The 21,596-nt window shown below is 70.7% G+C and carries 18 protein-coding genes; 8 read left to right on the plus strand and 10 right to left on the minus strand.

The features are described from left to right. Positions 1–200: 200 nt before the first annotated feature. Positions 201–701 carry a DUF6748 domain-containing protein gene (locus OWM54_RS19830; RefSeq protein WP_267698491.1) on the plus strand — a complete coding sequence of 167 codons (501 nt, stop codon included), beginning with the start codon at positions 201–203 and terminating at the stop codon, positions 699–701. A 5-nt stretch (positions 702–706) separates the two neighbouring features. On the opposite strand, the gene OWM54_RS19835 is transcribed toward OWM54_RS19830, so the two are convergent. The 3 genes from OWM54_RS19835 to OWM54_RS19845 are packed head-to-tail and all read right to left on the minus strand — an operon-like array spanning position 707 to position 2,603. Beyond that, the gene (locus tag OWM54_RS19835; protein ID WP_223751945.1) at positions 707–1,318 is read right to left on the minus strand and encodes a peptidase; all 612 of its coding nucleotides are present in this window, start codon (positions 1,316–1,318) and stop codon (positions 707–709) included. Then, positions 1,318–2,121, minus strand: coding sequence for an ActD-like protein (locus OWM54_RS19840; protein WP_223782124.1), 804 nt, complete (start codon positions 2,119–2,121; stop codon positions 1,318–1,320). Before OWM54_RS19840 ends, OWM54_RS19835 begins: the two co-directional genes overlap by 1 nt. Further along, positions 2,118–2,603, minus strand: a complete 486-nt coding sequence (locus OWM54_RS19845) for an RNA polymerase sigma factor (RefSeq protein WP_046710437.1) — start codon at positions 2,601–2,603, stop codon at positions 2,118–2,120. Before OWM54_RS19845 ends, OWM54_RS19840 begins: the two co-directional genes overlap by 4 nt. A 294-nt stretch (positions 2,604–2,897) precedes the next feature. Between OWM54_RS19845 and OWM54_RS19850 the strand changes: the two genes are divergently transcribed. Genes OWM54_RS19850 through OWM54_RS19865 form a run of 4 tightly spaced genes read left to right on the plus strand, consistent with a single transcriptional unit; the run spans position 2,898 to position 7,826 of the window. Beyond that, positions 2,898–3,551, plus strand: a complete 654-nt coding sequence (locus tag OWM54_RS19850; protein WP_267698492.1) for a cobalamin B12-binding domain-containing protein — start codon at positions 2,898–2,900, stop codon at positions 3,549–3,551. Between the two features lie 9 nt (positions 3,552–3,560). Beyond that, the gene (locus OWM54_RS19855) at positions 3,561–4,265 is read left to right on the plus strand and encodes a hypothetical protein (RefSeq protein ID WP_141327985.1); all 705 of its coding nucleotides are present in this window, start codon (positions 3,561–3,563) and stop codon (positions 4,263–4,265) included. Then, a complete protein-coding gene (locus tag OWM54_RS19860) occupies positions 4,262–6,307 on the plus strand; it encodes a hybrid sensor histidine kinase/response regulator (protein ID WP_267698493.1) in 2,046 nt (681 codons plus the stop codon). The genes OWM54_RS19855 and OWM54_RS19860 overlap by 4 nt, the downstream gene beginning before the upstream one ends. Then, entirely contained in the window at positions 6,300–7,826 is a 1,527-nt protein-coding gene (locus tag OWM54_RS19865) for a response regulator (RefSeq protein WP_267698494.1), read from the plus strand. The genes OWM54_RS19860 and OWM54_RS19865 overlap by 8 nt, the downstream gene beginning before the upstream one ends. A gap of 54 nt (positions 7,827–7,880) precedes the next feature. Here the strand turns inward: OWM54_RS19865 and OWM54_RS19870 are convergent, their stop codons facing one another. Beyond that, positions 7,881–8,246: a helix-turn-helix transcriptional regulator gene (locus tag OWM54_RS19870; protein WP_223751950.1), complete on the minus strand. Its 366-nt coding sequence runs from the start codon at positions 8,244–8,246 to the stop codon at positions 7,881–7,883. A gap of 500 nt (positions 8,247–8,746) precedes the next feature. Between OWM54_RS19870 and OWM54_RS19875 the strand changes: the two genes are divergently transcribed. After that, positions 8,747–10,399, plus strand: a complete 1,653-nt coding sequence (locus tag OWM54_RS19875; protein WP_267698495.1) for a methyl-accepting chemotaxis protein — start codon at positions 8,747–8,749, stop codon at positions 10,397–10,399. 100 nt (positions 10,400–10,499) lie between these two features. After that, positions 10,500–11,099, plus strand: coding sequence for a DUF2378 family protein (locus OWM54_RS19880; RefSeq protein WP_267698496.1), 600 nt, complete (start codon positions 10,500–10,502; stop codon positions 11,097–11,099). On the opposite strand, the gene OWM54_RS19885 is transcribed toward OWM54_RS19880, so the two are convergent. The 6 genes from OWM54_RS19885 to OWM54_RS19910 form a co-directional block, all read right to left on the minus strand. Then, positions 11,047–12,480 carry a sensor histidine kinase gene (locus OWM54_RS19885; RefSeq protein WP_267698497.1) on the minus strand — a complete coding sequence of 478 codons (1,434 nt, stop codon included), beginning with the start codon at positions 12,478–12,480 and terminating at the stop codon, positions 11,047–11,049. The two genes, OWM54_RS19880 and OWM54_RS19885, sit on opposite strands and share 53 nt — an antisense overlap. Next, entirely contained in the window at positions 12,477–13,205 is a 729-nt protein-coding gene (locus OWM54_RS19890) for a response regulator transcription factor (RefSeq protein WP_267698498.1), read from the minus strand. The genes OWM54_RS19885 and OWM54_RS19890 overlap by 4 nt, the downstream gene beginning before the upstream one ends. 270 nt (positions 13,206–13,475) lie before the next feature. Next, positions 13,476–14,978 carry a ricin-type beta-trefoil lectin domain protein gene (locus tag OWM54_RS19895; protein ID WP_223782120.1) on the minus strand — a complete coding sequence of 501 codons (1,503 nt, stop codon included), beginning with the start codon at positions 14,976–14,978 and terminating at the stop codon, positions 13,476–13,478. 491 nt (positions 14,979–15,469) lie between these two features. Next, positions 15,470–16,990 carry an acyl-CoA synthetase gene (locus OWM54_RS19900; RefSeq protein ID WP_267701151.1) on the minus strand — a complete coding sequence of 507 codons (1,521 nt, stop codon included), beginning with the start codon at positions 16,988–16,990 and terminating at the stop codon, positions 15,470–15,472. A gap of 31 nt (positions 16,991–17,021) precedes the next feature. Further along, on the minus strand, positions 17,022–18,581 hold the full coding sequence (locus OWM54_RS19905; RefSeq protein WP_267698499.1) for an LVIVD repeat-containing protein: 1,560 nt from the start codon (positions 18,579–18,581) through the stop codon (positions 17,022–17,024). Between the two features lie 324 nt (positions 18,582–18,905). Next, positions 18,906–19,943 carry a synaptic vesicle VAT-1 family membrane protein gene (locus OWM54_RS19910; RefSeq protein WP_267698500.1) on the minus strand — a complete coding sequence of 346 codons (1,038 nt, stop codon included), beginning with the start codon at positions 19,941–19,943 and terminating at the stop codon, positions 18,906–18,908. A gap of 156 nt (positions 19,944–20,099) precedes the next feature. On the opposite strand from OWM54_RS19910, the gene OWM54_RS19915 reads away from it, so the two are divergent. Further along, complete coding sequence (locus OWM54_RS19915) at positions 20,100–21,119, plus strand: lipase (protein ID WP_267698501.1); 1,020 nt, start codon at positions 20,100–20,102, stop codon at positions 21,117–21,119. Positions 21,120–21,596: the final 477 nt, after the last annotated feature.

Genomic DNA, 21,596 nt, shown 5'->3' on the forward strand with positions numbered 1-21,596 from the left:
GGCGGGTCAACGCGCCAGAAGCACTCTGGACACGAGCGCCAGGACGTCAACTGAAGCACATCAGCCACCCTACCCGCCCTGTACGGGCATTCAGCCACGGGCAGTCCAATTGACCGCCAGTCAGCCGGGTGAACGGGAGACTGGCCCAATCGCCGGGGGCGATGGACACTGGGTGCCTTCCCGCCTTCCGGAGCCTTCCCATGAACGTCCGCCCGCTGTTGCTCGCCGCCCTCGCGCTGGGCTTCGCCGCCGGCTGCAGCAAGCCGTCCGCCTCCTCGTCGTCGGCCGCGGGCGAGCCCGGTACGCCCGCCCCGGGCGCCCCCCGCCCGGCCGCGGAGAACGCCGCCCCCGACAATGACCGCAGCGGCACCCCTGTCGCCCCGCCCCCCTCCAACGCCAACGGCGGCGAGGCCAAGCCGGGTGAGAGCGCCGTCTACATCGTCACGGACAGCGGCATCCGGTGCATCGCACCGCCGTGCCCCTCGTACAACGCGGTGCTGGCGGACAAGCCGGGCATGGACGCGATTCCCGTCCACGAGCTGGACCTGACGGCGGTGACGGGCGGCAACGAGCAGCAGATGGAGTCGCTCATGCAGCAGACCACCAGCGGAGGGCTGCGCATCCGCGCCACGCTGGAGACGCGCGCCAAGGCGGGCCCCGCGGGCGACGCCACGGTGCTGCGCGCCAGCAAGGTGGAGTAGCCCGACTAGAAGTGCAGTCCCAGCTGGAGGCCGGGCCAGTGCTGCAAGCGCTTGTCGGCCTTCGGGTGGCTCTCACGCACGGACATGCGCGTCACCGACGCGAAGTCCGGCTGTCCCCACACGAGCCACGCGTTGTACGTGGGGCCGACGAACACCGCGAAGCGCGGCATCACCTGGACGCCCAGCATCAAGCGCAGCTGGCCCAGCACGTTGCCGCCGTCGCCCTCGAGCGGCTTCTGCACCGGCTGCACCGCGCCGCCCGTCACGTCCAGGTCCAGCCAGAAGCGGTGCGACAGCACGATGTGCCCGCCCACGCCCAGGCCGAAGTTGAAGCGGGCCTCGTCGCGGCTGCCCGGCTCGATGCCCGCCAGCAGCGTCAGGTAGAAGGGGCCACCGCCCAGCTTCACCGCGAGGTTGGCGAGCTGGATGTCGCTCGACCACAGCTCCATGTGGACGTTGCCCTTGCGCAGCCCGCGACGCTCGGGCTCGGGGCCCGGGTCCGCCGACTGCGCGAACGCACCTTCACCCTCCTCCATCGCGAGGGGGCGCGCCGCCCTGACATCGGCGACCGCCGCCCCCGCCCACAGCCACAGTGCGAGAAGGGCTCGGGGTTTCATCACTCCTTCTTTTGAAGGGTGAAGGACACCTGCGTCAAGCCCTCGGGCAACATGAGCGACGCGGTGTCGGCCCCGGCCGACGCCGCCAGTCGCCGGGCCGCCTCCACCACGGGTTCCACCTCGAAGGGCGCGTCGGACGTCACCAGGAAGAAGCGCTCGAAGCCTGGCGCGTCATCCAGCTCGTAGGCCCCCGGCAGCCGCTGTGTGCCGGAGGGGGACAACGCCGCGGCCCGGGCCCCGTGCTCCGGCGCGTGCAGCGTGACGGCGCCCCGCCCGTCCACGGAGAGGATGACGCCGTGCGCCCGACCCGCCGCCACGTACGCCAGCTGCACCACGTCTCCCGGCGCCGCGCGCGCGCCGTCCTGGAGCGCCTCGTCCGCCTGCCCCCGCTGGCGGTGCACCTCCAGCTTCGGCTTCAGGCCCTTGGAGCGCGTGGTCTCCGTGTCCCACCCCGCCACCGGCGCCTCCACGCCGTCCGAGGGCCGGGACGCGGGCTTCACCACCATGAACAGCGCGAGCGCCGCCAGCACCGGCACCAGCCCCATCGCGGGCGTCAGCCACGCGGGACGAGTCGCACGACGCTCGGCGCCCCGGCGAAATCGCGCATCCACCTCGCGGGTCACGCGCTCGGCGGGCAGCCGCTCCAAAGTGGCGCGCGTGTCGGCCTCCAGCGCGGCCAGGCGCGCCAGGCCCTCCGGCTCCGACTCCAGCCGCGCGCGCGCGGCGGCCAGCTCCTCCGGGGGGAGCTCGCCCAGCAGGATTCGCTCCAGCAGCCAGTCCGGGGTGCGTTGGGGGGAAGTCATGCGGCCTCCAGCTCGAGCTCCTGCAACACGGACGTCAGCGCGCGCAGGCGCTTGCGCACACCGGACACGGACAGGCCCACCTCGCGCGCCGTCTCCTCCAGCGTCATCCCATCCACCAGGTGCAGCACCGCGATGTCGCGGCTGGACGCGGGCACCCGTCCGAACAGCCGGTCCAGCATGCCCCGCGCGCTCGCGCGCGACTCGGTGTCGTCCGCGGAGGCGATCTGCAGCACCAGCTCGTCCTCGCGGTCCTCCGGGCGGCGCCGGGCGCCGCGCAGGCGGTTGAGGCACACGGTGGTGGAGATGCGGTGAAGCAGGCTGGAGGGAGCGGCGTCCTTCAGCGCCCCCTGGTAGCGCAAGAGCTGCACGAACACGTCGTGCATGGCGTCCACGGCCTTCTCCTCGTCACGCAGGAGGAAGCGGCAGCGCCGGAGCACCTGGGGGCCGTAGCGGCGGTAGTAGGCCTCCACATCGATAGACACCGGCGTCGCGCCTCCCTCGTTCCGCGAAAGGGAACACCAGTGCCTTGCGAAAGTGTCACCGGCCTCTTCGCGCTCCGGTTTCCCTATCCCGATTCCCCCCGCCGGCGAAGCCCGATGGGCCCGCGCCACCTGCAAAATCTACAGGGCGGGCGGCTTCACGAGCGCTCGTCTTCCCGAGCGTTCAGTGTCAGGTTGTCGATGAAAACACCCCCGCCCGCGTGTACTCGACTGTATCGAGGCAGGTTCCCGTCACTACTTTCCGAAACTCGACGCCCCCGGCAGCTCGCGCCCCCTGTGACCGAAGACGCCCTCACCCAGCTCAGGACGCGCTACCTGGCGGCGCAGCTCGCGGGCAACCGACAGGAAGCCCTGCGCCTGCTGGTGGATGACGGTCTGCTGCGGGGCATCCCCCTGCAGCTCATCCACCTGGAGGTCATCCAGCAGGCCCAGTACGAGATTGGCCGGATGTGGCAGGAGAACGTCATCTCCGTGGCCCAGGAGCACCTGGCCACCGCCGTCTCCCAGCTCGCCCTGGCCCACCTCTACCGCCACCTGCCCCGCGACCCGCCCAACGGCAAGGTCGTCATGGTGTCGTGCGTGGAGGGGGAGCTGCACGAAGTCGGCGCGCGCATGGCCAGTGACTTCCTGGAGATGGCGGGCTTCGACGTGCGCTTCCTGGGCGCCAACGTCCCCCCCGAGCACCTGGCGCGCATGCTGCGCGAGCAGACGCCGCACCTGCTCGCCTTGTCCGTCACGATGTCGTACCACCTGCCCGCGCTGCGCCGCGCGGTGGAAGCCGCCAGAGAAGTCGCCCCCCACCTTCCCATCGCCGTCGGCGGACACGCCTTCCGATGGGCCCCCGGCCTGGAGAAGGAGCTCGACGTGACCTTCCACGGCAAGGACGCGCGCGAGCTCGTCTCGGCCGCGTGCCGCACGCTGGGAGTTTGAGGAAAACGCATGGAGAAACCCAGTCGCCAGTTGGCTGCGCGCGCTGACGCCATCGCCCAGGCCTCCGTCGAACCGATGTATCAAGACCCCTTCTGGGAAGCGCGCTACGGCCCCGAGCGCGCGCGCCGCTTCGGCGACGAGGATGCGCGCTTCCATGTGCGCTACCTTGTGCAATCCCTCGACGAGCAGCGCCCCTCGGTGATGGAGGGCTATGCGCGCTGGCTGCGCACCTTGCTGGTGTCGCGGGGAATGTCCACCTTCCATCTCGACGCGAACTTCGCCGGGCTGGCCTCCGCGCTGGAGGCCGAGGGGTGGGGCCCCGGCACCGAGCCGTACGAGCATGTGCGCGCCGCCCGGGAAGCCTTGCGCTACCCGGAAGGTCCCTCACGCACCCTGCAAGACGACGCGGCGGAGCTGTCCCGTGCCGCCACTGCCCGGCTGGCCCTCTACCTCACCCAGGAGGACCGCCCCCGATTGGAGGAAGAGCTGAGACTCCAGCTTTCATATCTGGCGGACGCGCTGGACGCGGACAAGCCCGAGCTGATGGCGGACCACGTGCGCTGGTACGTGGGCTTCTGGCCCCGGCGGGGCTTCGGCCTGCTCGCCTTCCCCACCGTGCTGGGGATGTTGAAGGCGGTGCTGGGAGGCCGGCATCCGCAGGCGCGCGCGCTGCTCGCCACCGCGGGTGTTTCGTGGGAGGAGACCCGCTCATGAGACTCTCCGCTCCCGACAAGAGCCCCCCCGTGGACGAGCTGAGCCGCGAGGTCGCGATGATGTGCGACGCGGAGGGCGTGCTCACCTGGGTGGACGCGCGCGCCCAGGGCGTGCTGGAGGCCGTCCCGGGCAAGACGCTGCGGGCCCTGGCGGCCCAGGGCACCGAGGACAAGGTGGACCGGCTGTTGATCCAAGCGCGCGACGAGCGCGTGGACGGCTGGGAGCTCATCCTGTGCCGCGGCCAGACGCCCACCACGTTCGCCTTCCGCGCGCGCCCGCACGAGGGCGGCGTGCTGCTGGTGGGCAGCCTGGTGCCGGAGGACTACGGCAACGCGCTGGAGCAGGTGAGCACGACGATGAGCGAGCTGTCCGCGCTGCATCGCGAGGCGGAGACCCAGCGCCGCGAGCTCAAGCGCCGCGCGGACGAACTGATGCGGCTCAACCGCGAGCTGGAGGAGTCCAACCGCGGCGTGAGGAGCCTGCACGCGGCCCTGGACGAGAAGGCGGAGGGGCTGCACCGCGCCGCCGAAATCAAGAGCCGCGTCGTCGCCAACGTCAGCCACGAGTTCCGCACGCCGCTGCACTCCATCCTCGGCCTGTCCAAGGTGCTGCTCAACCCCATCAACGGGCCGCTGTCCTCCGAGCAGGAGAAGCAGGTCCAGTTCATCCGCAACTCCGCCGAGTCGCTCTTCGAGCTGGTCAACGACCTGCTCGATTTGTCCAAGGTGGAGGCGGGCAAGACGACGCTGCGCCACAGCCGCTTCGTGGTGCACGACCTGCTCAGCGCGCTGCGCGGCATGATGAAGCCCATGCTGCCGCCGGGCTCGCCGGTGGACCTGCGCCTGGTGGAGCCGGAGGCGCCGCTGGAGCTGGAGACGGACGAGACGCGGCTGAGCCAGGTCCTGCGCAACCTGGTGTCCAACGCGCTGAAGTTCACCGAGGCCGGCCACGTCACGGTGAGCGCGGCGCCGGGCCCGCGCGACACGGTGGTCTTCACCGTGAAGGACACGGGCATCGGCATCGCGCCGGAGGACCACGAGCGCATCTTCGAGGAGTTCACCCAGCTCGACAGCCACCTGCAGCGCAAGGTGAAGGGCACGGGCCTGGGCCTGCCGCTGGCGCGCCGGCTGGTGGAGCTCTTGGGCGGCACGCTCACGCTGCAGAGCGCGCCCGGCGAGGGCTCCACCTTCACCATCACCCTGCCGCGCGTGCACATGGAAGTGTCGGAGATGGCGGGGCTGTCCGAGCGCAGCCAGCACCTGGACACCAGCCGCGCGCCGGTGCTGGTGCTGGAGGACGACCGGCAGACCCTGTTCCTCTACGAGAAGTACCTGGCCCGCTCGGGCTTCCAGGTGCTGCCGGTGCGCAGCACGGACGACGCGCGCCGGGTGCTCCAGCGCGTGCGGCCCGCCGCCATGGTGCTGGACGTGATGCTGGAGGGCGAGACGAGCTGGAACTTCCTGGCGGAGATGAAGAACGGCGACACCACGCGCGACATCCCCATCCTCGTGGTGACGGTGACGGACCGCGAGCAGAAGGCGCGCGCCCTGGGCGCGGACGAGTTCTGGCTCAAGCCGGTGGACGAGGTCCGCCTGCAGAAGAAGCTCCAGGAGCTGGCGCGCAACGGCCCCGTGGAGCGGCTGCTCATCATCGACGACGACGACGTGCACCGCTACCTGCTCAAGCAGCTGCTCAAGGACATGCCCTACGTGCTGCTGGAGGCCGCCGGTGGCAAGGACGGCGTGCGGCTGGCGCGCGAGCAGGTGCCACAGCTCATCTTCCTGGACTTCGTGCTGCCGGACATCACCGCCTTCGACGTGCTGGACGAGCTGAAGGCGGACCCGCGCACGCGGGAGATTCCCGTCATCCTCCACACCTCGCACGAGCTGCGCGAGGACGAGCGGGCACGACTGGCGAACGAGACGGCGGCCATCCTCGCCAAGCACACCCTGAGCCGCGAGGTGGCCATCAGTCGCATCCGCGACGCGCTGGCCAAGGCGGGCCTGGGCTCGCACACCCCACAGGAGGGGCGCCGTGGTTGAACCTCGACTGGCCACCGTCCTCAACGTCAACGACGACGACGCCAACCGATACCTGGTCAACCGCATCCTCGAGATGGCGGGCTACCACGTCATCGAGGCGGCCACCGGCATGTCCGCGCTGCTCATGGCCGAGCAGCACCGCCCGGACGTCGTCGTCCTCGACGTGAAGCTGCCGGACATCAGCGGCTACGAGGTCTGCGCGCGGCTGCGCGCCAACCCGGACACCGCCGCCATCGCGGTGATGCACACGTCCGCCACCTTCGTCACGTCCGACAAGAAGGCCCGCGGCCTGGACGGCGGCGCGGACGCGTACCTCACCCAGCCCTTTGAGTCCTCGGAGCTCATCGCCACGGTGCGCTCGCTCTTGCGGCTGCGGCACGCGGAGCAGGCGGCGCGCCGGCGCGCCGACGAGCTGGCGGAGATGGACCGGCGCAAGGACGAGTTCCTGGCCATGCTCGCGCACGAGCTGAGAAACCCGCTCGCCGCCATCATGACGGCCATCGGCATCCTGGAGCGCAAGCCCACGGATGACACGAAGGAAGCGCGGATGCGCGGCATCATCCACCGCCAGACGAACCACCTGGCGCGGCTGGTGGATGACCTCCTGGACGTGAGCCGGATCACCCGCGGCAAGGTGGAGCTGCGCTCGGGCCGGCTGGACCTGCGCGCGGTGCTCTTGCAGGTGGTGCAGGTCATCCGCCCCATCACCGAGGCGCGCGGGCTGGGGCTGGAGGTGTCGCTGCCCGAGGGGCCGCTGCTCATCAGCGGCGACGCCACGCGGCTGGAGCAGGTCTTCACCAACCTGCTCGACAACGCGGCCAAGTACACCGACAGCGGGCACATCTCGCTGCGCGTGGAGAAGGAGGGCGTGGACGGCACGGCGCAGGCGGTGGTGCGCGTGCGCGACACGGGCATCGGCATCCCTCCGGACGTGCTGCCGCGCATCTTCGATTTGTTCGCGCAGGCGGACACCTCGCTGGAGCGCACGCGCGGGGGCCTGGGCATCGGCCTCACGCTGGTGCGGCAGCTGGTGCACCTGCACGGGGGCCAGGTGCAGGCGGTGAGCCCCGGGCCCGGCATGGGCGCCGAGTTCGTGGTGCGGCTGCCGCTCCTGCACGTGCACGAGGTGTCGCTGGCGCCGCCCGTCAACACCGTGTCGCGCGGGGGCCGGCGCATCCTGCTGGTGGAGGACAACCCGGACGCGCGTCAGGCCATGCGCGAGCTGTTGGAGCTGTGGGGCCACGACGTCGAGGTGGCGCCGGACGGCCTGCAGGGCGTGGAGCTGGCGGTGAGGAAGCCACCGGAGCTGGCGCTGGTGGACATCGGCCTGCCGGGGCTGGATGGCTACCGGGTGGCGCGGGAGCTGCGCATGCGCATCGGCCGCGACATCCGCCTGGTGGCGATCACCGGCTACGGCGGGCCGGAGGGACATGACCGCGCGCTCGAGGCGGGGTTCGACCTGCACATCGTCAAGCCGGTGAAGCCCGACGAGCTGGATCGCCTGCTGTCCAATCTGTGAGGGATGCGGGGGTGGGCGCGGGCCGGCGCCCTTCACTGCTTCGGGCGGGGCGCTTCAGCGCCGGCCCAGGGCGTTGGCCACCAGCCCCAGGAGCTTCACGTGGGGGGCCTCGAGCTGACGCACGGTGCGAAGCAGGCGGCGCACCTCGGGCCGCTCGGGTGGGGACGACGACGACTCGCTGACGCGCGAGGGCTGCACGCCCTGCGAGGCGAGCCCCAACAGCTCGTCCGCGGAGACATGCAGCTCGTGACACAGCTTCAGCAGCGTCTGCACGCTGGGAAGCATGCCGCCGCGCTCCAGTCGCCCATACACCTCCGTGGCCACGTCGATGCGCTCGGCCACGTCAGCCTGGGTGAGCTCCAGCCGGGACCGCGCGGCTCTTGCTCCCGCTCCGATGGTGGTTGCCAGTTTCTTGTCCATGCCTTACCGACCCGAAACGTTTGGCCGCTGGCATAGGACGTATAGAGGCAGACAGACAGAACTTGTCGGGTCAGCCTCAGGTTGTTCACCCAGCGGGTCACCGCTGTAGAGGGAGACTTTCGGGGTTCCGAGGACCTCGATACCCGCCCCTTTCTCTCGACGGAAGAGCTGTCTTCCACGCTCAACCCGGCACCCCGAAGTCGGGGGGAGAGGCCCTGGGAGGGGACGACCTGAGACGTCGGGCGTCGATTTTCCTACGGTGCCTGGGAGTCCTGCCGCCAGGGCCACCCCGCAAGGTTGTATCCCCTGTCGGACGCGTCGCCCCGTCATCGCCCGCGTGTGGCGGCGGACCGGGGCAGGCAGGCGGGCCGCGACGCTCGCCCTGCCACACACGGCGTGCGCCGGGGATGATGAGACCTGGGACCACCGGTGGCAATCGACGGGGGGACGACCTTGGGAGTCGCGCGCGCCCAGGGCGGGAGGACTAGTCTTGCGCGCCGATGGCGCTCGGACAGCGCAACCTGCTGGTGAAGCTCTGTGTGGCGATGGGCGTGGTCGCCCTGCCGCTGCTCGTCGCCATCCTGGGCTACGTGTTGCCCCAGCTGCGCGCGCAGCTGCACGCGGACCGGGTGCGCGGCCTGCGGCAGGCGGTGGAGACGGCGTACGGAATCCTCCGGGTGTACGAGGCGCGCGAGCGCGAGGGCACGCTGACGCGCGACGAGGCCCAGCGGCAGGCGTCCGTGCTGCTGTCGACGCTGCGCTACTCGCAGGTGGAGTACTTCTGGGTCAACGATTTGGACACGCGGCTGGTCATGCACCCGCACCTGCCGAAGATGGTGGGGCAGGACATGAAGGGCTACCGCGACGTGCGCGGGCGGGCGGTGTTCTCGGACATCGTCGCGCTGGTGCGCGCGCGGGGCGAGGGCGCGCTGGGCTACGAGGCGACGCGGCCGGGCTCGCCGGACCCCATCCCGAAGGAGAGCTACGTGAAGCTCTTCGAGCCGTGGGGCTGGGTGCTGGGCACGGGCGTGTACGTGGAGGACATCGACCGGGAGGTGGCGGCGGTGCGCCAGCGCATCCTCATCGCCGTGGGCGGGGCGCTGGTGCTGGCGGCGCTGGCGGGGGTGTACGTCTCGCGGCGCGTGGTGAGGCCCGTGCGCGCGCTCGCGCTGGCGGCGCACCAGGTGGCGCGCGGAGACCTGTCCGTGCGCGTGGAGGCGCGGACCGAGGACGAGGTGGGCCAGCTCACCGGCGCGTTCAACACCATGGTGGCGGGGCTGGGCGAGGTGGTGGGCGCGCTGACGCGGGCGGCGGGTGACACGGCGGCGGACGCCGAGCGCATCCGTGTCTCGGCGGACGGCCTGTCGCGCACGACGCGCGAGCAGGCGGAATCCCTGGAGCGCGCGGCCAGCGCCGTCCAGGAGATGAGCCGTCATGTCTCGCTGGGCGCGGCGGACGCGCGGGTGGCGGCCCGCTCGGCGTCGAGCCACGGGCAGGTGGCGCGCGAGGGCGGCGCCGCGGTGGACCAGGCGTCGCGGAAGATGGTGGAGATTGTCGACGTGGTGGAGCGCTCGGCGCGCACGGTGGAGGAGCTGCAGGCCTCCGGCCGCGCGACGTCGCGGATGCTCCAGCTCATCCAGGCGGTGGCGGACGAGACGCGCATGCTCGCGGTGAACACCGCCATCGAGGCGGTGCGCGCGGGCCAGCACGGCAAGGGCTTCTCGGTGGTCGCCGGCGAGGTGCGCAAGCTGGCGGAGCGCACGCACGAGGCGGCGGACCAGGTGCAGGTGCTCCTGACGAAGCACGAGGCGGACACCACCGCGGCGGTGGAGCTGATGCGCCGGGGCACGTCGAAGGTGGACGAGGGCATGGGCCTGTCGTCCGCCGCGGCGCAGGCGCTGGCGCGGCTGTTGTCCGGCGTGAAGGAGCTGGGCGAGCGCGTGGAGGCGCTGGCGGAGCAGAACGCGCGTCAGTCCTCCTCGGGTGAGGCCATCGCCGAGCGCATCCAGGCGCTGTCGGAGCGCTCGGCCGAGTCCGTGTCGGGGGTGGAGCGCATCGCCCGCTCGGTGGAGGACCTGCGGGCCCGGGCGGGACGGCTCCAGGAGCTGGCCTCCCGCTTCACCCTGGGCGGGCCCCCAGGCTCCGGGCGTTAACCTTTCTTCACACCCGCGCAACGCCCGGGACAGCCGCGCCGGGCAGTCTGCTGCTCCAACCTGGATGGACGTCTTTCATCCCCACATGGAGGTAGCAGACATGGCGCTGGCATTGACGCGGGCCCCCGGGCGCGAGCCCGTGGTGTTCGGATACGCGCTGGAGACGCTGCTGTCGGCGGCGGCCCCCTTGACGGAGCTCACCCAGAAGGCGCTGGAGCGGCAGGGCATCTTCGCGCTGCGGCCCCTGCACACGGCCTACCCCTGCGCGGTGTGGCCGCAGAGCATCCAGTTGCTGGCCGCCACCACCCTGCCCCAACTGTCGCGCGAGGAGGCCGAGTACGAGCTGGGCCTGCGCTTCGGGCAGGCGTTCATCCAGGCGCGGCTGGGCACGGCGCTCCAGGACTTCGCCCAGGTGGTGGGCCCGGAGAAGATGTTGCTGCGGCTCGCGCGCTCGCTGCGCTCCATCAACAACTTCCTCGACGCCTCGGTGACGCCGACGGGCGACGACGGGGGCTGGGAGCTGAGCCTGTACCCGGTGCGGGAGTTCCTCGACCACCCCCGCCGCCGGGCGGATCCGCCGCACTTCATGCGGGGCCTGCTCACGTTCGCCTTCCAGCACAGCGGCGCGCCCACGGCCCGGGTGACGCTCACGCGCCACGACGATGCCCGGGCGGTGACGACGTTTCACGTCGGCCTGTAGTCAGCTCCGACGGAGGCAGGGGCAACAGGATGCGCGCCGTGGTGCCCACGCCCGGCTGGCTCTCCAGCGTCAGCGTGCCGCCGTGTGCATCGACGATGCGTCGGGCCAGCGCCAGGCCCATGCCGATGCCTCCGGTGCGCCGGGCGCGGCTGCGGTCCGTGCGGAAGAAGGGGGTGCCCACGCGCAGCAGGTCCTCCGACTCGATGCCGATGCCCTCGTCCGCCACCTCCAGCGAGAGCGTGTCCGGCGTCCCGGCGGCCTGGGCTCGCAGCCGCACCGGGCTCTTCGGCTCCGAGTACTTGCCCGCGTTGTCGAGCAGGTTGTCCAGCGCGCGGCGCAGCAGCACCGGGTCCACCTCCACGGGCGGCAGCGAGCCCTCCACGCTCACCTCCAGCACCCGGCCCGGCCGCGCGGTGCGGAAGCGCGAGGCGGCCTTGTCCACCAGGCTCTGGACCTCCACCTGCTCCTGGCGCAGCGGCGGCGCGCCCACGCCCGCGTTCCCCGTGGCCAGGTCCAGCCGCGCCGCGGTGAGCACGTCATCCACCAGCTGCTCCAGCTCGGCCAGGTCACTGGTGATGTCGGAGAGCATCTCGCGCGCGGTCTCCGCGTTGCCCTCCTCCGCCAGGTCCAGGGCCACGCGGATGCGCGCCAGCGGCGTGCGCAGCTCGTGCGACACGTTGGCCAGCAGCTCCTTCTGCGAGCGCAAGAGGTGGGTGAGCCGACAGGCCATCTCGTCGAAGGCCTCCGCCACCTGCCCCAGCTCATCGCGACGCCGGATGCCGGTGCGCGTGTCCAGCTTCCCCTCGCCCAGCGCGCGCGCCACCTCGGCGAGCCGCTGGAGCGGACGGGCCAGCGTGCGCGCGAAGGCCAGCGAGGTGATGGCCGTGGACAGCAGCACCGCGCACACCACCAGCGCGGTGTTCCCGGGCGGCGGCTCGGGGGGCCGGGTGATGATGGTGGCGTATGCCTCCAGCGGCCCCTCCTCCGGAATCGGCAGCGTGAGCGAGTGAGGCGGACGGCCGCGCGACAGCCGCTCGCCGTGCAGGGTCAGCTCGTCCAGCTCCACGGGGGTGAGCTCGGGCGAGGGCGCGGAGGTGTTGGTGGCGATGAGCCGACCGGACGCGTCTCGCAGCGTCACCTTCGCCTCGAGCAGCCGCGCGGCGCGGTCCAGCGAGGCCTGGAGCGCCACCGGGTCTTCGAGCAGCTCCTCCCACTCGCGGATGTTGTACGCGGCGTGACGGATGAAGCCGTGCCGCAGCGGCTTGTCGACAATGAACGAGCGCGCCGCGAACAGCGTGGCGACGACGAGCACGAGCTGGGCGATTCCCACCAGGTAGATGCGGAACAGCAGGCGGCCGGGAGTGCGCGGACGACGACTCACGACTCCTCTCCGGTCGCGAGCATGTAGCCGGCGCCGCGCACCGTCTTCAGCAACAGGGGGTTGCGAGGGTCCACCTCCAGCTTCTGGCGCAGGCGGAAGATGTGCACGTCCACCGAGCGGTCGAACACCTCGTCCGCGCTGCCCTTCACCAGATCCAGCAGCTGCTCGCGGCTGAGCACGCGACCGGCGCGCTCGGCCAGCACGCGCAGCAGGCTGAACTCGTAGGTGGTGAGGTGCAGCGCGCGGCCGTCGAGCGTGGCGCGCAGGCTGCGCGGGTCCATCATCAACCGTCCGGCCTGCACGGGCTGGGAGGAAGGCCCCGCCTTGCCCCGGGCGCGGCGCACCTGGGCGCGGATGCGGGCGAGCAGCTCCCGCGAGGAGTAGGGCTTGGCCAGGTAGTCGTCCGCGCCCGTCTCCAGGCCGAGCACGCGGTCGGCCTCCTCGCCGCGCGCGGTGACCATGATGATGGGGACGTCGGTGCGGCCTCGCAAATCCCGGCACACCTCCAGGCCATCGCGGCCGGGGAGCATCAGGTCCAGGAGGATGACGTCGAACACGTGGCGGTTGGACTCGACGAGCGCGTCGGAGCCGCTGTGCGCCAGCGTCACCACGAGGCCGTGCTCCTGCAGGTAGCGGGCGGTGAGCCGCGCCAGCCGCTCGTCATCCTCGACGAGCAGGACCTGGATGGTGCCCTCCTCCAGCGTGGGACGGCTGAGCTGTTCCATGGGTTCCAAGCCTCCTGCCTTTCCGCGGACCTTCCCACCGGGAGGGTAACAGCGGAGCGGTGGCCCGGGAGCAGGCGGGAGGAGTCTGTCGCCGCTCGCCGGGCCCCGGCCGGGTCCAGCGAGGGCAGTCGAGCTCCCGGGCCACGCTTCGAACGGTGGCACCGGGATGTGTCCGGGGTGCGTCCCCCGGATGACGATTTGTTACAAGACGACTCCGCCCGCCCAGGAGCCGGACGGGCATCCGCCGCCCCGTCCAGCCCGGCGCACAGGTCAGCGCAGGTACCACTTCTGGTTCGCGGTGCCGGCGCACTCCCAGATTTGCAGCCGCGTGCCGTTGTTGGTGTTCCACTCCGACACGTCCACGCACTTGTTGGCCTGCGGGTTGACCAGGTCCCCGGCGCCGCTCAAGACGAACTGCTGCGCGGGGTTGCCCGTGCAGTCGTGGAGCTGGATGAGCGCGCCGTTGGCCGTGGAGCCCCACGTCACGTCCATGCACTTGCCGAAGGCGCGCAGCGTCCCGTCGCCGTGGAAGGTCCACTTCTGCGCGTTGGAGCCGTTGCAGTCCCACAGCTGGATGGCCGTGCCGTTGGCCGTGTTGGAGTGGTCCACGTCGATGCACTTGCCCGCGAGCCCGACGATTTCACGGCCCCCGCCGCCGTTGGTGGTGAGCGACAGGCCGTAGACGGAGAGGATCTCGTTCACCGGCTGGAAGTACGTGGTGCCGCCGGTGGAGCAGTCGCCCGAGCCGCCCGACGTCACGCCCTGCGCCTGGTTGCCGGAGATGAACGAGCCGCCCGAGTCGCCGCCCGCCGCGCACGCGTTGCTGCGCGTGAGCCCGTACACGGGGCCGACGTCGTAGTTGACGGTGACGTTCTTCGCCTGGATGACGCCGCAGCGCCAGCCGGTGGTGGAGCCGGAGCGACACACGGACGCGTTGATGCCCGCCTCCGCGGAGCCCGCGACGATGACGTTGCCGCCCGCGTAGTTGTAGACCCACGGCTGCGAGGCCCAGTTGCCGTTGACCTGCACCCAGGCGTAGTCGTTGTTCGGGAAGGAGGAGCCGCGCACCGTGCCCTGGCCCGCGCCGTTGTGGCCCTGGGTGGAGGAGTTCACCCCGCCGCAGTGGCCCGCGGTGACGAAGCCTCCGGCCACGGGGAAGCCGATGGAGCAGCGCGTGTTGCCGTTGATGTAATACGCGTCACCGCCGCGCAGGTCGTAGAAGGGGCGGGGCTTCTCCTGGGAGATGACCACACGCACGGCGCTGTCGGCCGCGCCGCTCTCCGCGACGAAGCGCTCCGCGTTCACCACCGCCGCGTCCCGGGCGAGCACCACCACGCTGTTGGTGGGCAGGTCCACGTACCAGCCATGGATGTCCTTGCTGGCCACGTCGGCGCCCCGGTCCAGCGCCTCCTTGAGCGCGTCCAGCTCCCTCTCCGTGCGCGTCACCCAGCGAGGCTCCGCGCCCGCGCGCCGCGCCGCCTGCTCTCCCGCGGCGGTGGTGACGCCGACGACGAGCCGGTCTCCCGCCTCGTTCAGCCACGCGCCGCCGAAGGACGCACCCAGCTCGCTCCTCAGCGTCTGCTCCGCGCGCGCCGTGAGCGCCTCCGTCTCCAGTCGTTGACGTGCCTGCTCGGCGGTGAGCCCCAGGTCCCGCTGCATCGCGGTGAGCACCTCGGGAGAGACGTCCTCGCTCGCGGCGAGCGCGGCGCCAGGGAGGGTCAGGGTGGTGAACAACGCCGTCGCGGTCCGGAGCGCATGCAGTCTTCGGTTCATCGGGGGCTTCCTTTCTGAACGGGGGACCGGCGCACGCGGACACCTGCGTCCACGACGCCTCGCGGACCATCGGAAGCGGGATTTGTGACCCGAGTCAATCAATTCAAGTACTCACAGAAAATCACTACACTTTTGACGGACGGAGAATAAAGTCCCGGACACCACGCAGGTTGGACGGAACTGCCGAGCGGCCATGTTTCTCCACTCAGTGGAATAATTCAGAGGGTCGGCGCCCCGTTGAGACGTCTGCCCACACATCCAGCGCGCGACTCGGGAGCAGGCCCGCGGTCCGGATGCATCGGGCAAAACGCGTCATGGAGTGGGCGCCCGCACGAAGCGGGCGCAGGACGCGTCAGACGAAGGGCGCTCACACAAGGCGGACGCAAGACGCGTCAGAGGTCGGGCGCCTGCACGAGGCGGAGGCAAGACGCGTCAGACGATGGGTGCTCGCCCGAGACGGAGGCAAGACGCGTCAGGCGATGGGCGCTCGCTCAGGGCTGACCATGCGAGGCGGACAGCGCGCGACGGTCCACCTTGCCAGCGGAGGTGCGCGGCAGCGCATCGACGAAGCGCACGGAGCGCGGTGTCTTGTAGCGCGCCAGTCGTCCCTCGCAGAACGACAGCAGGGACTCGGCGGTGGGCGTCGTCCCGGCGCGAGGCACGACGAGCGCGCGCGGTGTCTCGCCCCACTTCGCGTCAGGCACGCCAATGACGGCGACCTCGGCGACGTCGGGGTGTCCGGCGAGCACGCTCTCCACCTCGGCGGGGTAGATGTTCTCGCCGCCGGAGATGATGAGGTCCTTGTGGCGGCCGACGATTCTGAAGCAGCCCTCCGCGTCGCGCAGGGCCAGGTCGCCGGTGTGCAGCCAGCCATCGACGATGGTGCGCGCGGTCTCCTCGGGACGCCGCCAGTAACCGGCGCACACGTGAGGCCCGCGCAGCAGCAACTCTCCCACGTCCCCGGGCTGACGCTCGCCGTCGATGCGGGCCTCCACCTGGAACAGCGGCACGCCGACGAAGCCCGGCTTGCGGCGCACGTCCGCGGGCGGGAGCCAGAAGTTGTTGGGCCCCGCCTCCGTGAGGCCGTAGCCCGTCTTGAAGGCCACGCCCTTGGCGAAGAAGCGCTCGAACACGGGCGGCGGACACGGCGCGCCGCCGCTGACGACGAGCTTGAGGCGGGAGAAGTCCATCGCCTCGAAGCGCGCGTGACGCTGCAGCTCGATGAACATGGTGGGCACGCCGAAGAAGAGGCTCACCTCGCGGCGCTCGATGAGGTCGAACACCTGCTCCACCTCGAAGCCCTTGCACACCACGGACGCGCCGCCCACGTACACCAGGGGCAGCGTGAAGACATTGAGTCCTCCCGTGTGGAACAGCGGCGCGTTGAGCACGGCCACGTCGTCGGACGTGAGCCCCCAGCTCACCACCGTGTTGACGGCGTTCGCGGCGATGGAGCCATGGGTGAGCACCGCGGCCTTGGGCACGCCGGTGCTGCCGCCCGTGTAGCAGAGCACCCACGGCGCCTCGGCCTCAAACTCCAGCGAGGGCAGCGGAGACTCGGGGGCCGCGTCCCGCTCGGAAACGAAGTGCCGCTCGTCCGCGCCCGGCGCGTCGAAGGTGAGCCAGTGGCGCACGAAGGGCGCATCCTCGCGCACGGCGAGGGCCTGGGCCCGCAGCTCCGAGCCATACACGAGCACGGCCGGCTCCCCGTCGATGAGGATGCCGGAGAGCTCCGGCGCGCTGAGGCGCCAGTTGAGCGGCTGGAGGATGGCGCCCAGCTTCGCGCAGGCGAAGAGCAGGTCCAGCGTCTCGACGCGGTTGTGGGCGAGCACCGCGACGCGCTCGCCTCTCCGGACACCGAGCACGTGGTGCAGGTACGCGGCGGTGCGCGAGGCACGGGCGTCCCACTCACGATACGAGGTGCGACGTCCGCCCTGGGTGGCGTCGACGAGGGCGAGGTGGTCGGGGTCCAGGGCCGCGCGTCGGGCCAGCCAGTCGTGGACGATGGGCATGGCCCGCACGGTAGCCGAGCACCCCTCCCGCTCAAATCTCCGGGAAGATGAGCAGCCCGCGCGTCGTGTCGACGACGTAGACGTAGCCATCACCCGGGAGCCGGATGCCGATGGCGCCGTCCCAGAAGTTCAGCCCCCGGTTCGGGTCCGACTCCCGCATCGTGTGGAAGTGGCCCAACTGCCGGAGCGCCCGAGGCTTGGAGACATCCAGCACGCGCACGCCGTGCTGATAGTGGGCGAGGTAGAGCCGTGAGCCCTTGAGTTCCATGTTGTGGATGGAGGCCCAACCGGGGAGCTGGTACTCGCCGATGAGCGTGGGGTTCGCCGGGTCATTGAGGTTGAGCACACGCAGGTGGCCACCCCAGTCTTCTCCCCCCTCGAAGGCGATGAGGTTGTTGTTGAAGTACGCCACGCGCGAGGCATGGCTCGTGGCGCGTGGGTACGTGTACGCGCCCAGCCGCTTCACGTTCGCCGGGTCCGCGGCGTCGAGGATGATCAACCCTCCGCGCATGTGACTGACGAAGAGGCGATGGTTCAGGGACGTGGCGTCATGCGGATAGGAGCCAGGGACCACCCTCACGGTCGAGTCGCGGTAGCGGCCGAGCAGCACCGGCTCGCGCGGATTCTTCACGTCGTGGATGTGCACCTCCCCACCGGGACTGAGCACCACGGAGTAGAGCCGGTCGCCGTCCACGAAGAGGGTGTGCACGTCGGCGCGCGCCCCTCCGGACAGGTCGCGCAGGAACCGTGGGTTCGCTGGGTCGGTGATGTCGAACACCAGCACGCCCCGGTCTCCGCTGGCGACGTAGAGCGCATCCCCTTTCGCCCACACACCGTTCCAGTAGGAGTCCTCGGGGAACTGGATGAACTTCACCAGGCGAGGCGCCTTGCGGTCCTTCACGTCGTAGACCTGGAGCGCGCCGGCCCCGAGGAAGTAGTCGTCGATGGAGACGACATAGGCGTGCTCCTTCGTGACATAGACATCCACGGCCCGCCCGCTGTGCCCGCCCGCCTCGCCGACGAGCTCCAGCCCTCCGGAGGACTCCGCCTCTCCAGGGAGCCACTGAATCCGTCGGGCCTCCCAGGTGTAGAGCTGCGGCGCGTCGCTCTCGGTGCAGGTCGCCATGCAGCCGGTCACGTGGTCCCCCGTCGGCGCCGTGCAGCCCACCATGGCGAAGTGGTAGGGCGTCCCGTCTGGAAAGGTATCCGGGTCGACGTTGTACAGCGGATGGTCGTTCCCTGGGCTCGGCGCCCAGCGTGAGAAGTCGTCGACCCCGATGAACTGCCACGAGTCATCCGTCGCGATGTCCACGCCATGGAAGCGCATGTTGTAGTTGCCCGTGCGCTTCAGCCCCTTGAGGCTCTGGAGGTCGCAGCCCGACAGGTCGAAGGACTCCACGGTTCCACAGGCCGGGAGCCGCTCCATTCCAGGCTTCAGCTTGCACGCGGCCAGCGGCACCGGCTCCCAGTCCGCCCGGTCCTGGATGGCGGGCCCGGGTGACAGGTCCACGGGAATCTCAACGACCTCGTGGTCCCGACTCTGGCACGACGTCGACGCGCCCGCGCACCACAGCGTGACAACAGCACTCACGATACGCTTCACCATGTCAGCCCCCGGGGTTGGGGCCGGCGACACAGGAGGCTCGAGCGAAGAGGGACTGCCGGCCTGCTTCCGACATCCTACGAGCGACGCGAGCCGCCCCCTCCGGATGCCCCTCATTCCAGAAGCGTCATCCCGGTCCTCACACCTCCGTCCGATTCCAGACCCTTGGCCTCACAACGCCAGACGCCCGGCGCAATGCCTCCCCGGGGCAGGGGGACAGCGACGTCACCCGCCTGTCCGCGAAGCTGCTTCCCCTGGGGCCCTTCCCTCCCAAGCGCGGGAGCCAGGGCACCGGCGACTGAAGCCCGCCGCTCACGGCACCAGCACCAGCTTGCCCACCGTCGTGCCGGACTCCAGCGCCTGGTGCGCCTGGGCCACGTCATCCAGCTTGAAGGTCGTCACCTTCGGCGACACCACCTTCCCCTCCTCCACCCACGCGAGCAGCCGCGCCATGCTCTCCTCCAGCACGAAGCGCTGCTCGAACAGGTACGACAGGTTGAACGCGAGCACGCTCGTGTTGTCGTTCGTCAGCGTCAGCGGGTCGAAGCGCGGCGTGCGCAGCCAATCCCACGCGAGCTTCGCGTAGTTCGGCTTGCCGCCCGTGCGCGGCAGCATCGAGTGGAACCCGTAGATGACCAGCTTCCCCGGCGACGCCAGGTGCCGGTAGCTGTCCTTCAGCGTCGACGGCCCGTTCGCGTCCAGCACCACCTCGTAGCCCTTGGGTGACGCCGCCTCCGCGGCCTTCCACAAATCCTCACGGCTCTTGTCGATGACCACGTCCGCGCCCAGCGCCCGCGCCGCCTCCACCTTGTGCGTGCCGCCCACCACGCCCACCATCCGGCACCCGGCGATGCGCCCCAGCTGCAACAACGCGCTGCCCACCCCGCCCGCCGCCGAGTGCACCAGCACATTCATTCCCGGCCTCGGGTGCGCCAGCTCGAACAGCGCGTAGTACGCCGTCAGGAACACCGCGGGAAACCCCGCCGCCTGCTCCATCGTCAGCTTCGACGGCAGCGAGAACACCTGGTGCCGGGGCACCACCACGTGCGTGGCGTACCCGCCGAACCGCGTCACGCCGAAGACGCGGTCGCCGGGTGCCAGGTCCGTCACGCCCTCGCCCACCGCGTCCACCGTGCCGGCGAACTCGAAGCCGGGGGTAATCGGCCACCCCACATACTCCTTCGCGGAGGCGTACAGGCCCATGCGGATGACGCAGTCCGCATAGTTCACCCCGATGGCCTGGGTGGCCACCCTCACCTCCCCGCTCCCAGGTGAAACCTGATTCAGGTTTTCGACGCGGAGCTGCTCGTAACCACCGGCCTTCGGGATGACCACCTTGCGTGCGCGCATGTCCCGATGACTATCACGCGACGCAGCGCGACAACGTGCGCGCGCGTCCACTCGGATGACGACGCTCGCGTGAGATGTCTCTACACTGCGTCTCGCGCTCGAAGACATGTCTCGGTCCGAGCGCGTTTGCATCCCCCACAACCGAAGGAGTCCACCATGCGATTGCGGCATTCGCTGTTCCTCATGGCCCCCCTCTTCGTCGGAGCCCTCACCGGCTGCGGCGAGGGGCTCGAGGAGCCCGTCACGCCCGAAGCGCCCATCACCGAGCAGCTCGGCGCCACCGAGTCCGCGGCATCCACCGCGGGCATCACGCCGCACTTCCAGCAGTGGCTCCTGGCCAACGGCTACAAGGACGACAACTTCGCGCGGTACGAGCTGGCCGGCGGCAGCTACGGCGGCAGGGCCAGCAGCACCGACACCGTGGTGAACACGCCGGTCATCTTCATCCACGGCAACTCCGACAAGGCGGTGGGCACCGGCACCGCGGGCCAGTCGGGGTGGAGCGCGTCGCTCGATTACTTCCTGGCCAATGGCTACAAGACGAGCGAGCTGTACGCGCTGACGTGGGGCCCGGCGGACATCATGCAGACCGCCGTGCAGTACCACTCGAAGCCGAACATCATGCGGGTGCGCCGCTTCATCGAGGCGGTGAAGGCGTACACCGGCGCGTCGAAGGTGGACATCATCTCCCACTCGATGGGCGTGACGCTCGCACGCAAGGCCATCCTCGGCGGCACCGCGAACGACTCCGCCAACGGGGGCGCGTACAACGTCGGCGCGCCGCTGACGAACTCCGTCGACACGTTCGTCGGCATCGCCGGCGCGAACCTGGGCCTGACGTCCTGCTACCAGACGGGCCCCACCACGCCGACGTGCGGCTCCACCAACGGCCTGTACCCGGGCTACCTGTACTTCGGCGTGGTGTACGGGCGCTCCACGTTCCTGGACAACCTGCGCGCCACGAGCGGCTACGAGGGCGCGTACCGCTACAGCATCTACTCCACGGCCGACGAAATCATCGGCTACGGCGGCATCGTGTACGGCGACTACACCTCGCGCATCCCCGGGCAGCAGGGTGAGAAGGTGTACTCGGCCTATCCCTACGGGCACTACAACTCGAAGGACCTGACCGGCGCGGTGCAGTACAGCATGGTGCGCAACCACGTCGTCCCGTAGCCACACCCCGCTCTCGTCTCCCGGCGCGTCGTCACCTGAGACGTCGCCGGGAGCACGGGCCCGACCCCTCGGGCCCACCTCGTGGGAGTCCCTTGATGTGAGAACCTTGGCGCGCCCGCCGTCGGGAGCGTGAGCCAGCATCCATCCACGCCGTGGGGGAGTGGACGTGAGCTGGCATCCGCCTCGCGAAGGCGCGCGAAGTCCCGGGCGGCCTCATCCAGGTTTCAGGATGAGGCCGCCCCACCCGCTTCCAGCGCGAACGCGGCATCTCGTCGCGGGGGACCTCTTCCCAGTCGGAGGTCACCTCCCCGCTTCGAGCCTTGCCGCGCGCTCACGACCCGGGTCCCCTATGTCCACACCCGGTAGCGCGCCGCTCGTCTTCACCACCTCCGACCTTCCGGCGCTGGCGGCCCTCCCGCCGCGCGTCTCCACGGAGGGCGTCGTCGCATCCTCCGGAGGGCGCCGTGCGCACCCTCG

It is taken from the genome of Myxococcus sp. MISCRS1 (assembly GCF_026626605.1).
GTDB lineage: Bacteria > Myxococcota > Myxococcia > Myxococcales > Myxococcaceae > Myxococcus > Myxococcus fulvus.

Coding starts and splice junctions, on each gene's coding strand:
- OWM54_RS19895 (WP_223782120.1), bottom strand. CDS start 14,978: ATGAACCGAAGACTGCATGCGCTCCGGACCGCGACGGCGTTGTTCACC.
- OWM54_RS19840 (WP_223782124.1), bottom strand. CDS start 2,121: ATGACTTCCCCCCAACGCACCCCGGACTGGCTGCTGGAGCGAATCCTG.
- OWM54_RS19890 (WP_267698498.1), bottom strand. CDS start 13,205: ATGGAACAGCTCAGCCGTCCCACGCTGGAGGAGGGCACCATCCAGGTC.
- OWM54_RS19915 (WP_267698501.1), top strand. CDS start 20,100: ATGCGATTGCGGCATTCGCTGTTCCTCATGGCCCCCCTCTTCGTCGGA.
- OWM54_RS19870 (WP_223751950.1), bottom strand. CDS start 8,246: ATGGACAAGAAACTGGCAACCACCATCGGAGCGGGAGCAAGAGCCGCG.
- OWM54_RS19860 (WP_267698493.1), top strand. CDS start 4,262: ATGAGACTCTCCGCTCCCGACAAGAGCCCCCCCGTGGACGAGCTGAGC.
- OWM54_RS19830 (WP_267698491.1), top strand. CDS start 201: ATGAACGTCCGCCCGCTGTTGCTCGCCGCCCTCGCGCTGGGCTTCGCC.
- OWM54_RS19900 (WP_267701151.1), bottom strand. CDS start 16,990: ATGCCCATCGTCCACGACTGGCTGGCCCGACGCGCGGCCCTGGACCCC.
- OWM54_RS19910 (WP_267698500.1), bottom strand. CDS start 19,943: ATGCGCGCACGCAAGGTGGTCATCCCGAAGGCCGGTGGTTACGAGCAG.
- OWM54_RS19855 (WP_141327985.1), top strand. CDS start 3,561: ATGGAGAAACCCAGTCGCCAGTTGGCTGCGCGCGCTGACGCCATCGCC.
- OWM54_RS19835 (WP_223751945.1), bottom strand. CDS start 1,318: ATGAAACCCCGAGCCCTTCTCGCACTGTGGCTGTGGGCGGGGGCGGCG.
- OWM54_RS19875 (WP_267698495.1), top strand. CDS start 8,747: ATGGCGCTCGGACAGCGCAACCTGCTGGTGAAGCTCTGTGTGGCGATG.
- OWM54_RS19880 (WP_267698496.1), top strand. CDS start 10,500: ATGGCGCTGGCATTGACGCGGGCCCCCGGGCGCGAGCCCGTGGTGTTC.